This window comes from Komagataeibacter xylinus NBRC 15237 (assembly GCF_001571345.1).
In the GTDB taxonomy this organism is placed as follows: domain Bacteria; phylum Pseudomonadota; class Alphaproteobacteria; order Acetobacterales; family Acetobacteraceae; genus Komagataeibacter; species Komagataeibacter xylinus.
This window is the reverse complement of record NZ_BCTP01000011.1, coordinates 1-12629: the sequence shown is the minus strand read 5'-3', so window position 1 is coordinate 12629 and position 12629 is coordinate 1. Positions and strand designations below refer to the sequence as shown.

General features: G+C 65.7%; 13 protein-coding genes. 4 read left to right on the top strand and 9 right to left on the bottom strand.

Features of this window, described 5'->3' with window-relative positions:
* Positions 1-133: 133 nt before the first annotated feature.
* Positions 134-2380 (top strand): ComEC/Rec2 family competence protein, encoded by a 2247-nt coding sequence (locus GXY01S_RS06515; RefSeq protein ID WP_082770753.1) that lies wholly within the window; start codon positions 134-136, stop codon positions 2378-2380.
* Positions 2381-2420: 40 nt separating this feature from the next.
* Here the strand turns inward: GXY01S_RS06515 and nth are convergent, their stop codons facing one another.
* The gene (nth, locus tag GXY01S_RS06510; RefSeq protein WP_061273321.1) at positions 2421-3119 is read right to left on the bottom strand and encodes an endonuclease III; all 699 of its coding nucleotides are present in this window, start codon (positions 3117-3119) and stop codon (positions 2421-2423) included.
* A 94-nt stretch (positions 3120-3213) separates the two neighbouring features.
* Between nth and GXY01S_RS06505 the strand changes: the two genes are divergently transcribed.
* The gene (locus GXY01S_RS06505) at positions 3214-5085 is read left to right on the top strand and encodes an ABC transporter ATP-binding protein (protein WP_255210375.1); all 1872 of its coding nucleotides are present in this window, start codon (positions 3214-3216) and stop codon (positions 5083-5085) included.
* 191 nt (positions 5086-5276) lie between these two features.
* Here GXY01S_RS06505 and GXY01S_RS18010 read toward each other — a convergent pair whose 3' ends face one another.
* The 8 genes from GXY01S_RS18010 to hisB form a co-directional block, all read right to left on the bottom strand.
* Positions 5277-5504 carry a hypothetical protein gene (locus tag GXY01S_RS18010; RefSeq protein WP_129551395.1) on the bottom strand — a complete coding sequence of 76 codons (228 nt, stop codon included), beginning with the start codon at positions 5502-5504 and terminating at the stop codon, positions 5277-5279.
* A gap of 338 nt (positions 5505-5842) precedes the next feature.
* Positions 5843-6220, bottom strand: a complete 378-nt coding sequence (locus tag GXY01S_RS06500) for a histidine triad nucleotide-binding protein (RefSeq protein ID WP_061273319.1) — start codon at positions 6218-6220, stop codon at positions 5843-5845.
* 25 nt (positions 6221-6245) lie between these two features.
* The gene (locus GXY01S_RS06495; protein ID WP_061273317.1) at positions 6246-6701 is read right to left on the bottom strand and encodes a phosphoribosyl-ATP diphosphatase; all 456 of its coding nucleotides are present in this window, start codon (positions 6699-6701) and stop codon (positions 6246-6248) included.
* Positions 6702-6731: 30 nt separating this feature from the next.
* Positions 6732-7493 carry an imidazole glycerol phosphate synthase subunit HisF gene (gene hisF / locus GXY01S_RS06490; protein ID WP_061273315.1) on the bottom strand — a complete coding sequence of 254 codons (762 nt, stop codon included), beginning with the start codon at positions 7491-7493 and terminating at the stop codon, positions 6732-6734.
* A complete protein-coding gene (gene hisA / locus GXY01S_RS06485; protein WP_061273313.1) occupies positions 7493-8848 on the bottom strand; it encodes a 1-(5-phosphoribosyl)-5-[(5-phosphoribosylamino)methylideneamino]imidazole-4-carboxamide isomerase in 1356 nt (451 codons plus the stop codon). The genes hisF and hisA overlap by 1 nt, the downstream gene beginning before the upstream one ends.
* Positions 8845-9525 (bottom strand): imidazole glycerol phosphate synthase subunit HisH, encoded by a 681-nt coding sequence (gene hisH, locus GXY01S_RS06480; protein WP_061273311.1) that lies wholly within the window; start codon positions 9523-9525, stop codon positions 8845-8847. The genes hisA and hisH overlap by 4 nt, the downstream gene beginning before the upstream one ends.
* A gap of 8 nt (positions 9526-9533) precedes the next feature.
* Positions 9534-9917, bottom strand: a complete 384-nt coding sequence (locus GXY01S_RS06475) for a hypothetical protein (RefSeq protein ID WP_061273310.1) — start codon at positions 9915-9917, stop codon at positions 9534-9536.
* Complete coding sequence (gene hisB / locus GXY01S_RS06470; protein ID WP_061273308.1) at positions 9914-10510, bottom strand: imidazoleglycerol-phosphate dehydratase HisB; 597 nt, start codon at positions 10508-10510, stop codon at positions 9914-9916. The genes GXY01S_RS06475 and hisB overlap by 4 nt, the downstream gene beginning before the upstream one ends.
* Before the next feature lie 162 nt (positions 10511-10672).
* Between hisB and GXY01S_RS06465 the strand changes: the two genes are divergently transcribed.
* Positions 10673-11260: a nitroreductase family protein gene (locus tag GXY01S_RS06465; protein ID WP_061273306.1), complete on the top strand. Its 588-nt coding sequence runs from the start codon at positions 10673-10675 to the stop codon at positions 11258-11260.
* 33 nt (positions 11261-11293) lie between these two features.
* Positions 11294-12475 carry a 5-demethoxyubiquinol-8 5-hydroxylase UbiM gene (gene ubiM / locus GXY01S_RS06460; protein WP_061273304.1) on the top strand — a complete coding sequence of 394 codons (1182 nt, stop codon included), beginning with the start codon at positions 11294-11296 and terminating at the stop codon, positions 12473-12475.
* The last annotated feature ends 154 nt before the right edge of the window (positions 12476-12629 follow it).

Sequence of the window (12629 nt, the reverse complement as noted above, 5' to 3'; positions counted from 1 at the left end):
GCATGTTTTCGCCCTGCTGACAGGGGGCACTCTGGCGTGAAAACCGTTCCGCCCGCTAGGGTGTGCATTCCTGCCACGCCTTTTACGCGCATCATGGGGGTCTCCTGTCGGGTCTGTCTGCCATTCGCCATCAATGCCGCTGCTGCTGGCAGGCCATCGTTGCGTGGGCAGGTGCCGGGCGGGTGCCGATTCCGGGCCGTGCGGCAGCACCCGCCGGGCGGGGTGGTTTGTGAGCCGGGTGCTGGCAGGCGGGGGCCTGCTGCGCCTGCGGGCCGCGCTCACCGCGTGGCTGTGGGGGCAGAACAGTCGCCTGGTGCTGTGGCTGCCGGTGGCTCTTGCGGGTGGCGTCATCGCGTATTTTGCCCTGCCGACCGAGCCGGGCGGAGTGGTCGTGGCGGGGGGCGTGCTGGCCTGCCTGGCGTCGCTCGCCTGTCGCCTGCTGTGGCCGCACCGTCTGGCCGTGCGGCTCGGCGCAGGCGTGGTGGGGATGGGGGCGGCAGGGCTGTTGCTGGCATGGGGGCAGGCAGGGCGCATGCCGCCTTTTCCCGACCTGCCGCGCCGGGCGGTGCATCTGTCTGGACAGGTGAGTGGGGTTGAGGTGCAGCGTCTGGCCGATGGCACGCAGGCGCTGCGCGTGGCGTTGCGCGGCGTGCGCCTTGATAATGGAATCAGCATTGGCATGCCGCCCCTGCGGCGGTGGCTGTCCGTGCGCCTGCAGGCCGATGACCCGGCGCGGCCCATGCCGGGTGATGGGTTGCGAGTGCGCGCCCTGCTGTCGCCGCCTGCCTTCCCCGACATACCGGGCGGGTATGACGCCCAGCGCCGGGCGTGGTTTGCAGGCCAGGCGGGGCATGGCCGTGCGCTGGACCCGGCCACGATCACGCCTGCGCGGGTGGGCGGCGGCGTGGCGGGCTGGCTTGCGGGCAGGCGGCACATTCTGGCGGAGCGGATAAGAACGGCCCTGCCCGGCACGCGGGGCGATATTGCCGCGACCGTTCTTGTGGGCGCCGATGCCGTGGTGGCGGCCCCCGAGCGCGCGGCCTTTGCCGATGCGGGGCTGGCTCACCTGCTGGCCGTGGCGGGGCTGCATCTGGCTATCGTGATAGGGCTGGCCATGGTGGGGCTGCGTACGGGGCTGGCGCTGAGCGAGCGGGCGGCGCTGTACTGGCCATGCCGCCAGATCGCGGCGGTGGGCGCATTGCTGGCGGGGGCAGGCTACGTGGCGCTGACCGGCGCGCACCTGCCCGCCCAGCGCAGCCTGCTCATGGCGGGGCTGGCGGTCATGGCGCTGCTGGCGGGCAGGCGACCGCTCTCGCTGCGCGCGCTGGCGGTGGCGGCGACGGTGCTCATGGCCCTGAACCCGGAGGGCGTGACCGAACTGCCACTCCAGATGTCAGTAGCCGCCGTCATGGCGCTGATTGCGGGGTTTGACGCGCTGCGGCCCGCCCTGTCGGGCTGGGAGCATGATGATGTGTGGCTGCGGCGGGTGGCGGCCCGTCTGGCCCACCCACTTGTGGCCAGCGTGCTGGCGGGGAGCGCGTGCCTGCCGGTGGGCATGGCGCATTTTGGCACGGTGCAGCCGTGGTTCGTGCTGGCCAACCTGCTGGCGGTGCCGCTCATGTCGGTGTGGATCATGCCATGGGGGCTGGTGGCACTCGGGCTGATGCCGCTGGGGCTGGAAAAACTGGCCCTTGTGCCCATGGGCTGGGGCCTTGGCGTGGTGACGTGGCTTGCGCATCTGGTGGCCGGGCTGCCAGCCGCGCGCATTGGCGTGCCGGCCATCAACAATGCAGGGCTTGCGTTATTTTTTGTTGGGCTGTGCTGGCTGTGCCTGTGGGGTGGGCGTGTGCGGCTGGCGGGGCTTGCGCCCATCATGCTGGCGGTCCTGTCGCCATGGCTGGTTGCGCGGCCGGTCATCATGCTGGCGCCGGATGGGCGGATGGCGGGCATCGTAGCGGAGAGCCGCCTGCTGACCGGTCCCGGCCCGCACCCTGATCCCTTCGTACTGCGTGAATGGCAGCGCGTCACCGGCCTGCCCGCAGGCATGCTGCCTGCCGAGGGAACGGCGGGGCAGGTGGCATGCCATGCCGGGGTCTGCCGCGTGGGTGATATCGTGCTGGTTCTTGCCAATCGCCCGCCTGCGCCCGGCCTGTGCCGGGGGGCCAGGCTGCTGGTCAACCTGCCGGGCACGTGGGGGTGTGACGGCGTGCCCTCCATCGGGCGTTTCGACCTGTGGCGCAACGGGGCTTATGGCATTTACCGGCAGCCCGATGGCAGGCTTGTGGTGCAGACGGACCGCGCCGTGCGCGGGGCGCGGCCCTGGGTGATGCGTCCCGGCGGGGCAGGCCTGCCCAACCTGCCGCTGGCGCAGGCGGAATAAAAGTTCTGGGTGCCGCCTTTTTTCAAAAACGTCTATCTGTTCAGGCCGGTGCCAGGCGCAGTTCATCCTTCATGCGGTACTGGCACGGTTCAAAGGCGGGGCAGCGCCAGCATTCGGGCTTGCGGGCCTTGCACACATAGCGCCCGTGCAGGATCAGCCAGTGATGGGCCGGGCGCAGCATGTCGGGCGGGATGCGGCGCACCAACTGGTCCTCCACCGCGCGCACGGTCGCACCCGGCGCCAGCCCCGTGCGGTTGCCGATGCGGAAGATGTGGGTATCGACCGCCATCGTGCTGTCGCCAAAGGCTACGTTCATCACCACGTTCGCGGTCTTGCGGCCGACACCGGGCAGGGATTCAAGGGCCGCGCGGTCGTGAGGCACCTTGCCGTCAAAGCGGTCGAGCAACTGCCGTGACAGCGCCACCACGTTGCGCGCCTTGGTGCGCCACAGCCCGATTGTGCGGATATGCGCGCCCACCTTTTCCTCGCCAAGGTCCACCATGGCCTGTGGCGTGGGGGCATCGCGGAACAGGTTGACGGTCGCCTTGTTGACCGAGGCATCGGTGGCCTGCGCCGAGAGCACGACGGCCACGAGCAGCGTGTAGTCATCGACAAAGTCGAGTTCGCTTTCGGCATCGGGGTTGGCGGTGGCCAGCAGGCTGATGAAGGCACGGACTTCGGCCAGTGTCATGGCGCGGCGGGCGGGCTTGGCCCTGGTGCGGGCGGAGGGTGTTGGCATCGGCTACTCGCTGGGATAGGTCGGGCGCATTGTGCGGCGTGGGGGTGGGGTCTGTAAATTGCCCCGGGCCTTCATAACCCGGCAGGGGCCTTGCATGCCACGCGGGGCGGGGCTAGTCGTTCCAGCCCTTTGCCGTGGCCGGTCGTGGCCGCGTTTTTTTTGCATTCTGGCGTGGTGGGCATGGCTTCATTCCTCTTCCCGATCCCTTACGCGGCGGCATGAATTCGCCGCCGTCCTGGGCTTTGTGTGGCGCCGGTGGCGGGCGTGGCCTGCCCTGCTGGCGGGCACGCTGGCGGGTATCGCGCTGGCTACGGTGGCAGATGTGATGATGCCGCTGCTGGCGGGCTGGCTGGTCGATGACGTGTCGCACCCTGCGCAGGCCGCCACCATCCACCATGCCATACGCGATGTGGCGGGGCTGACCGGGCTGGGCGTGGGCGGCATCATGGCGCGGCGCATGGCATATGTAACCATCTCGCACCTGACCTCCCGCGTCATGACCGGCATCGTGACGGAGGCGTTTGGCCGCGTGCAGCGTTTCTCCAGCGAGTGGCATGCCAGCAACTTCGCAGGCTCGACCGTGCGGCGCATCACGCGCGGGCTGGGGGCGATCGACACGCTGGGCGATACGGTGCTGCTCATGCTGGTGCCCGAGGTGATCGTGCTGTGCGCCACGACTGGCGTGCTGGCCTTTCACTGGGCGTTCATGGGGCTGGTGCTGGCGGTGGGGGCGGCAGCGCTTGTGGGGCTGTCGGTCGTGCTGACGCTGCATTATGTCGCGCCATCCGCCCGGCTGGCCAATGCGTGGGATACGCGCATGGGGGCCACCCTGTCCGATGCCGTAACCTGCAATGCCGTGGTCAAGGCCTGCGGGGCGGAGGGGCGCGAGGATGCCCGGCTGGCCTGGGTGGCGGGAAGGTGGCGACAGCGCACGGTGCGCTCGTGGCTGCGCGGCACCGATAGCGCCAATCTGCAGAACCTTGCGGCCCTGCTCATGCGCATGGCGCTGATTGCCGGGGTGGCGGTGCTGTGGGTGCGGGGCCGTGCCGGGCCGGGTGATGTGGCCTATGTGCTGACCATGATGTTCGTCATACAGGGTTACCTGCGTGATATCGGCCAGCAGATTTCGGTCGTGCAGCGCTCGGTCAACGAGATGGAGGAACTTGTGGCCCTGTTCGCCATGCATCCCGGCGTGGCGGACCGGCCCGGCGCCCTGGCGCTGCGCGTAACGCAAGGGCATATCCGCTTCGAGCATGTGCGCTTTGGCTATGTGCGCCAGCATGGGCGCGTGCTGTTTGATGACCTGAACCTTGATATTGCGCCCGGCAGCCGGGTGGCTCTTGTCGGCCCGTCGGGTTCGGGCAAGACCACGCTCACGCGGCTGCTGCAACGGCTTTATGACGTGCAGGCCGGGCGCATCACCATTGATGGCACGGATATTGCCACGGTGACGCAGGCCAGCCTGCGCGGGCAGATTGCCATCGTGCCGCAGGAACCGCTGCTGTTTCACCGCTCGCTGGCCGAGAACATTGCCTATGGCCGCCCTGATGCCACGCCCGCCGAGATCGCCCATGCCGCCCGGCAGGCCAATGCGGCGGACTTCATCGACCGCCTGCCGCGCGGCTACGCCACCATGGTGGGCGAGCGTGGGGTCAAGCTCTCGGGCGGCGAGCGCCAGCGCATTGCCATTGCCCGTGCTTTTTTAAGCCAGGCGCGCATCGTGATCATGGATGAGGCGACGTCCAGCCTCGACTCCCAGTCCGAAGTGCAGGTGCAGCAGGCGATGGAGCGCCTCATGGCCGGGCGCACGGTGCTGGTCATCGCCCACCGGCTTTCCACCGTGATGGGGCTGGACCGCATCATTGTCTTCCGCCATGGCCGGGTGTGCGAGGATGGCACCCATGCCGCCCTGATGCAGCGCGAAGGCGGGCTGTATCGTGACCTGTTTGAACTTCAGTCCCTGTAAAACACTGTTCAGTATAAAAAGTTTTTGGTGAAGCTTTTTTTAAAAAGCTTCAGGGAGCGTCGTCTTTTAAAAAAGACGGCACCTAAAAACTTTTACTTTCTAATAATTTATATTTTAAATTCATGCAGGGAGACTGTTGGTTTCCGGATAGTAGAAATTAATATAATAGGATTTCTTGACCAGATTGACCTTCATGGCCATGCTGTTTCTGGCCGCCTGGTCGTTTTTTTCAGGTGTTGGGCAAATACATCTCTTAAATCCGTTACCAGTTTTTCCATGTCGTCTATATAGCGAGAATGGTTTTGGGGACCGAAATTCCAGAACGGGCTGAAGTTTACGACTTCACCATTCTTTTTTTCATAAACGAATTTGAATTCAGCCGTGTTATGGCCTTCTTCGCCATTATCGATAAATTCCATTTTCATTGAAATAAACAGGCAGAATTTTCTTCGTCTTCCGGCACGGCAATGACAAGAAGGTTTGCTACTTTATCCATGGCAATCTTCTGCTGTTCATAATGTTCCTGGCTCATATCGCGTCTTTGTGTAAAAGATGCGTATTATTATATTTAAATACAATACTCGAACAAATTAATTCTTTTATGTAATAGGAATGCATAATATTCAGTCAATAGATTATCTGGATCAGAATAAAAAACAAGGGCGCCCTTTTTATAAAAAGCGGCGCCCTGCAAGCTGTGTCATGCGTGTGCTTTATGGAGTAGCGCCATCAGGCAACCGCTCCTGTCTGCCCGGCTTCAGCCCGGCAGCATGGCCCCAAGCGGGCGGCCACCAAACAGATGCACATGGAAGTGCGGCACTTCCTGCCCACCTTCAATGCCGGTGTTCGATACAAGGCGGTAGCCCGGTGCTTCCAGCCCGAGGTCACGCGCGACCGTACCCACCGCGCGGGTAAAGCCCGCGATGGTCGCATCATCGGCCTTGGCGCTGAAATCGGCAAAGGAAACATAGGCCCCTTTGGGGATTATGAGCACATGCACGGGCGCCCTGGGGGCGATGTCATGGAAGGCAAGGGCGTATTCATCTTCATACACCTTCTTGCACGGCAGTTCCCCGCGCAGGATGCGGGCGAACACGTTCTGGGGGTCATACGCGCCGGTGCCATTTACGGGCATGGGTCTTGTCTCCTGTCGGGGTGGCTCAGGCCAGCGGGTCACGGGGGCGGGCGGCTTTCTCGGCCACGCCGCTCGTGCCTTCGCGGCGCAGCAGCTCGGTCCAGACTTCCGCCGGTTTCACGCCCGCATCCACCCACATCACGATGAGATGGTAGAGCACGTCAGCACTTTCGCTGATCAGTTCCTCGCGGTTATCCGCCACGGCCTCGATCAGGCATTCCACGGCTTCCTCGCCGAATTTCTGCGCGATCTTGCGGCGGCCCCGGGCAAGGAGGCGGGCGGAATGGCTGACGGAGGGGTCCGTGCCCCGGCGTGATTCCACAACATCAAACAGGCGGTCGAGCACATCAGGCGTTGCAGGGCCGACGGCCGCGATCTCGATGGTCGCGGCAGGGGCCTTGCCTGCCGCCTTGCCGGAGGCCGGTTTGGCCGGGGTGGCCTTGGAGGGCGCGTTCTTGCGGGTTTTTTCTGGCTTGGCCATGACAATGCTCCGATAGGCGGAAAAGGGAGATCAGGCGGTCTGTCTGACCGGCAGGCCCGCTTGTGCCAGCGCCTGCTTGACCTGTGGAATGGTAAACTGCCCGAAGTGGAATACGCTGGCTGCCAGCAGGCCGGTTGCACCCGCGCGCGCGCCTTCAACAAAATGGTCGAGCGCGCCAACCCCGCCCGAGGCCACGATGGGAATGCGCACCGCCGCATTCGCCGCCCGCAGCAGGTCAAGGTCGAAGCCCTTGCCGGTGCCATCGCGGTCCATGCTGGTCAGCAGGATTTCACCCGCGCCACGTTCCGCCACTTCCCTGCACCAGTCAATCACGTTGCGCCCGGTGGGGGTGCGGCCGCCATGGGTGTACACCTCCCACCCGCCATGGCCGTCGCTGCGGGCATCAATGGCGACCACCACGCACTGGCTGCCGAATTTCTGCGCAGCCTCACTGACCAGTTCGGGGCGTGAGACGGCAGCCGAGTTCATGGCGCATTTATCGGCCCCGGCCAGCAGGAGGCGGCGCATGTCATCGGTGGTGCGCACGCCGCCGCCTACCGTCAGCGGCAGAAAGATGCGCTCTGCCGTGCGGCTGACCACGTCGAGGATGGTGTCGCGGTTTTCGTTGCTGGCGGTGATGTCGAGAAAGGTGAGTTCATCCGCTCCCGCCGCGTCGTACACGGCGGCCTGTTCCACCGGGTCGCCCGCATCGCGCAGCGAGACGAAGTTGACCCCCTTGACCACCCGGCCGTTCTTTACGTCCAGGCAGGGAATGACGCGCAGCTTGAGCATCAGGACAGGACCTGCAGGGCTTCACCAAGGTCGATGCGGCCATCATACAGCGCACGGCCCACGATCACGCCCTCGATGCCCGGTGCCCGTGCGGTGGCCGCGCGCAGGGCCTCAAGGTGGGCCAGGTTGCCCACCCCGCCACTGGCAATGACCGGGATGGAAAGCGCATTGGCCATGTCGGCGGTCTGCTCGATGTCGATGCCGGTCAGCATGCCGTCGCGGCTGATCTCGGTGAAGATGACAGCCGCCACTCCGGCATCCTGCATGCGCAGGCCGAGATCGACGGCTTTCATCTCCGATGTTTCGGCCCAGCCTTCGGTCGCCACCTGGCCGCTGCGCGCGTCAATGCCCGCCACGATGCGACCGGGGAACAGGCGGCACGCCTCGCGCACCAGCTCGGGGTTCTTGACCGCGATCGAACCCAGGATCACGCGGCTGATTCCGGCATTGAGCCATTTGCCAATGCTTTCAAGGTCGCGCAGGCCACCGCCGAGCTGCACGGGCACCGAGGCATTGGCGATGATGGCCTCGATGGCCTCGGTATTGGCCGAGCGCCCGGCAAAGGCGCCGTTGAGGTCAACTACATGCAGCCACGAGCAGCCGGCATGGATCCACGCCCGCGCCTGCGCGCCGGGATCATCGGAATAGACGGTGGCATTGTCCATTTCGCCACGGCGCAGGCGCACGCATGTGCCATCCTTGAGGTCGATGGCGGGGTAGAGGGTCAGGCTGTGTCCGGTCACGGGGGCATGTCCTGCTGCAGGGATGGGAGTGGAGGCTGCCTGCGGGTGGGCGGGTACGATCCGCTCGTTGTCCTGCAGGCGCTTGGTGAAGAACAGGCCGCGCACGGTGCGGCCATCGGTGCGGGCATAGCTGGGGTGGGTGCCCCAGTGGTGGAAGCCGCTGCTGCGGAACAGCCGCACGGCCTCCGCCTGGGTCTCGCGCACGTCGAGGTTGATGATCTGGTAGCCCATGCTGCGGGCACAGCTTTCCACCTCGGTCAGCAGCAGGCGGCCCAGACCCAGCCCGCGCGCGTAGGGGGCGATGTAGAAATGCATGAGGGTGGCGCTCATGGCCTGCGCCTCGTTGTTGCGCGGCGGGCGCACGAGCTGGGCGGAGCCTACGATCATGTCATCAAGCCGGGCCACGAACATCTGCCGCTCGGGCACCAGCAGCACGCCGCGGAAGTAACGCTCCAGCGTCTCGCGCGGTGGCGGGGCCAGCCAGCCAAAGCCGCCGCCATCAAGTATGGCTGCGTTGGTCGCGTCACACAGGGCGTGCAGGTCGTCCTCGTGCATGTTCTCTTGCAGGCGTTCAGCATGCAGCGTGCCGTCAAGGGTGGGCTGGCGGGTCATGGCGCGGGGTCCGGCACAGGCGTCCAGCGCAGGAAGTTGGACAGGATGCGCAGCCCCACCTGCTGGCTTTTTTCCACATGGAACTGGGTGCCCGCCCGGTTGCCGCGCGCCACGATGGCGGGCACCGGGCTGCCGTAATCGGTGGTGGCCACCATATCAGCGCCGTCATAGCCGGTCAGGGCGAAGGAATGGACGAAATAGCCATGCGCATCCGCCGCCAGCCCTTCGGTCAGGGGGTGGGCGCCGGGGGTGAAGGCCAGTTCGTTCCAGCCCATCTGCGGCAGGCGCAGGCCGGGAGCCTCCATCAGCGCGATTTCACCCGCGATCCAGCCAAAGCCGGGGGTCACGCCATGCTCGCGCCCGCGCTCGGCCATGAGTTGCATGCCAACACATATGCCCAGGAACGGCACGCCGCCATCGGTTGCCGCAACAATCGCATCGCGCAGGCCGGGCCGGGCTGCAAGCCCTGCCGCGCAATCGGCAAACGCACCCTGACCGGGCAAAACGATGCGGTCGGCCTGCAGGACGGCCTGCGGGTCCGCCGTGATGGTGACGGTGGCGTCGATGCCGCTATCAGCCGCGGCTCGTGTCAGGGCGCGGGCGGCGGAGGCGAGGTTGCCGCCATTGTAGTCGATCACCACAATGGACTGGGGGCGCGAGGGTGCGGGCGCGGGCATGGTCTGCCTCATGATACGGGAGAAGGGGGGGGAACAGGCCGGTTATGCTCCAGCCAGCGCACAAGGGCTGCGCTACGGTCTGGCGCGTAAACGCCTGCGGCTGAAGCATAGCCGCGCAGTTGCAGTTCCCATTGCCGGATTTCCGGCGTGTTGAGGGCCAGCAGCAGGTGCAGCCCGCCCAGCATGGGCAGGGCGAAGGCCAGCGGCACGAACGTGACCAGCAGAATGCTCACGCCGCCTGCCAGCAGCCCGCTGACGAGGCAGCCCCGCAGCAGCAGTCCGCCCCAGCCACACAGTAGCACCAGCCACGACATGCGGCAGGCCACCATTACCGGCCAGGCCCGCGTATCGGGGCGGCCCGCAGGCGGCAGCAGGGCGGAATAGAATGTCACAGGCTGCCCTTGGTGGAGGGGATGATGCCGCCCGCGCGCGGGTCAGGCTCGCTTGCGGTGCGCAGGGCGCGGGCCAGGGCCTTGAAGGCGGCCTCGGCAATATGGTGGCAGTTATGGCCCGCGCGCTGGATCACATGCAGCGTGACCAGCGCGCTCATGGCGAAGGCGCGGAAGAATTCCTCGAACAGTTCGGTATCCATCTCCCCGATCTTGTCGCGCCCGAAGGTGACGGACCACGCCAGGAAGGGACGGCCGGAAATATCGACCACCGCCTCGCACAGCGCCTCGTCAAGCGGCACGGTGGCGCTGCCGTAGCGGCGGATGCCCCGCTTGTCGCCGATCGCCTGCGCGAAGGCCTTGCCCAGGGCAATGCCTGTATCTTCCACCGTGTGGTGGTAGTCGATATGCAGGTCGCCTTTGGCAACAATGTCGAGATCGCACATGCTATGGCGGCCAAGGGCTGTCAGCATGTGGTCAAGGAAGCCGATCCCGGTGTCGATGCGGGTCTGGCCGGTGCCATCGAGGTTGATGGTCACGGTAATGTCGGTCTCGCTGGTGGCGCGATGGACCGTGGCTGTGCGCGGGCTGTTCATGCTCCCCTTCTACAGAAGGCCGGGGCCGGAATCCATACCGATCCCGCCCGCGCCGCGCCGCCCGGGCATGCGTATTGGCAGGGCCGGGCCGTTGCGGCATGGTGTCGCGCGCGCAGGCTTCAGGCTCGCTGCCGCGTGCCTTCATATCAAGGGAATGACCATATGACATCGCTCGATCTTCTCCTGTCACGGTTTTCCACCGATGCGCTGGCGGAACCGGCCCCTGCGGGTGACGTGCTCGAGGCCATCCTCTCCACCGCCATGCGCGCGCCCGACCATGGCAAGCTGCGCCCGTGGCGCTACGCCATCGTGCAGGGGGAGGCGCGGGTGAAGCTGGCCGAGCGCGTGGTGGCCAGCATGAAGCGGCTTGACCCCGATGTGGCCCCCGCCAAGGTGGAAAAGCGCTTCTCGCGCATGTCCACCATGCCCATGACCATCGTGCTGGGCATGCACCTGCGGCCCGAAAACAAGATTCCCCTGCTGGAGCAGGAACTGGCCGTGGGCGCGGCCGCCATGAACATTCTCAACGCCCTGCACGCCACGGGCTTTGGCGGCGTGTGGGTGAGCGGCGATGTGGCCCATGACCCGGAATTCGCGGCCGAGATGGGCTTCCCCGCGCCGCACAAGCTGGCTGGTTTCCTGTTTGTCGGCACGCCCACGGCACAGGCGAAAGCTCCGACGCGCCGCCCGGTTGATGATTACGTGGCCCGGTGGACTGGCGCGCCCGCCGTGTTTGGCGCGGATGCGTAACCCCTGAAAAAACACACGGACAGGAACCCAGCCATGACCTATCATGATGTCACCATAATGGGTGGCGGCCCGGCAGGGCTTGCCGCCGCCCTGTCGCTTGAGGCCCGTGGCCTGTCCGTGGCTGTGCTCGAGCGCACGCCGCAGGCCCCCTGGGCGGAACCGGCCTTTGATGGACGCGAGATCGCGCTGACCCATCATTCGGTCGCGGTGCTCAAGGAGCTTGGCGCGTGGCCGCATATCCCTGAAGTCGCCATCTCGCCCCTGCGCGAGGCGCGGGTCGAGACCGGGCGGGGCAATCATCCCCTCCAGTTTGATACGCAGGGGCGGGGCGTGGATGCGCTGGGCTATCTTGTCTCCAATCACAGCATCCGCCATGGCTTATATATGGCAGCCAGCCAGCGCCCCGGCATCAGCCTGCTTGGGGGCACCGCTACCCGCCATATCCGCCGCATCGGGGAGGATATGGTCGTGGTGCATGAGGGGGGCGAGATCACGTCGCGCCTTGCCATCGGGGCTGATGGGCGTTTTTCCCAAATCAGGCGCTCGCAGCGCATCGGGGCGATCGTGCATGACTTCAGGCGTTCCATGCTGGTCTGCCGCATGGCGCATGACCTGCCGCACCACCATGTGGCCACCCAGTGGTTTGATGAGGGGCAGACCGTTGCCCTCCTGCCGGTCAATGGCGGGGCTTCATCCATTGTGCTGACGCTACCGACCGAGCAGATCGAGCGGCTGCGCACGCTTGAGCGCGATGCCTTCAATGCCGAGATCATGGAGCGCGTGGGTAGGCGACTGGGCAACATGCGGCTGGTCAGCACGCGGCATGCCTATCCGCTCCGGGGTGTGTATGCCCATCGTTTTGCCGCCCCCGGCTTCGCGCTGGTGGGCGATGCCGCCGTGGGCATGCACCCCATTACGGCCCATGGTTTCAACCTGGGCCTGAAAGGGCAGGAGGCTCTGGCGCAGGAAGTGGCGGCTGGCATGGCGCGGGGCGAGCCCGTGGGCAGCCTGTCCTCATTGCGGCGTTTTGAGCGGCGGCACCGGATGGAAACAGCGCCCCTGTTTGCCGCCACCAATGGAATCGCCACACTTTATACGCGTGATGAACCGGCTTTCCGCGTGCTCAGGCAGGCTGGACTCCGCGTGGCGGATGCCCTCTCGCCATTCAAGTCCGCAGTGACAAATATGCTGATGGACCGGAAAGCGGCGTCCTAACGGGCTTTTTGGGGCAGTGGTGCCTGCCGGGCGGGAACTTTTTTCACTGCCCGGCCATTTTTCCAATTGACGGTTGTGGGTGGTGGTCCTATATCCCCAATCACCGGCGGCGCTGAGGAAACTTCTTGAGCTTCTCCGGTAGATTTGCTAGTTT

Coding starts and splice junctions, on each gene's coding strand:
- GXY01S_RS06515 (WP_082770753.1), top strand. CDS start 134: ATGCCGCTGCTGCTGGCAGGCCATCGTTGCGTGGGCAGGTGCCGGGCG.
- nth (WP_061273321.1), bottom strand. CDS start 3,119: ATGCCAACACCCTCCGCCCGCACCAGGGCCAAGCCCGCCCGCCGCGCC.
- GXY01S_RS06505 (WP_255210375.1), top strand. CDS start 3,214: ATGCCACGCGGGGCGGGGCTAGTCGTTCCAGCCCTTTGCCGTGGCCGG.
- GXY01S_RS18010 (WP_129551395.1), bottom strand. CDS start 5,504: ATGGAATTTATCGATAATGGCGAAGAAGGCCATAACACGGCTGAATTC.
- GXY01S_RS06500 (WP_061273319.1), bottom strand. CDS start 6,220: ATGCCCGTAAATGGCACCGGCGCGTATGACCCCCAGAACGTGTTCGCC.
- GXY01S_RS06495 (WP_061273317.1), bottom strand. CDS start 6,701: ATGGCCAAGCCAGAAAAAACCCGCAAGAACGCGCCCTCCAAGGCCACC.
- hisF (WP_061273315.1), bottom strand. CDS start 7,493: ATGCTCAAGCTGCGCGTCATTCCCTGCCTGGACGTAAAGAACGGCCGG.
- hisA (WP_061273313.1), bottom strand. CDS start 8,848: ATGACCCGCCAGCCCACCCTTGACGGCACGCTGCATGCTGAACGCCTG.
- hisH (WP_061273311.1), bottom strand. CDS start 9,525: ATGCCCGCGCCCGCACCCTCGCGCCCCCAGTCCATTGTGGTGATCGAC.
- hisB (WP_061273308.1), bottom strand. CDS start 10,510: ATGAACAGCCCGCGCACAGCCACGGTCCATCGCGCCACCAGCGAGACC.
- GXY01S_RS06465 (WP_061273306.1), top strand. CDS start 10,673: ATGACATCGCTCGATCTTCTCCTGTCACGGTTTTCCACCGATGCGCTG.
- ubiM (WP_061273304.1), top strand. CDS start 11,294: ATGACCTATCATGATGTCACCATAATGGGTGGCGGCCCGGCAGGGCTT.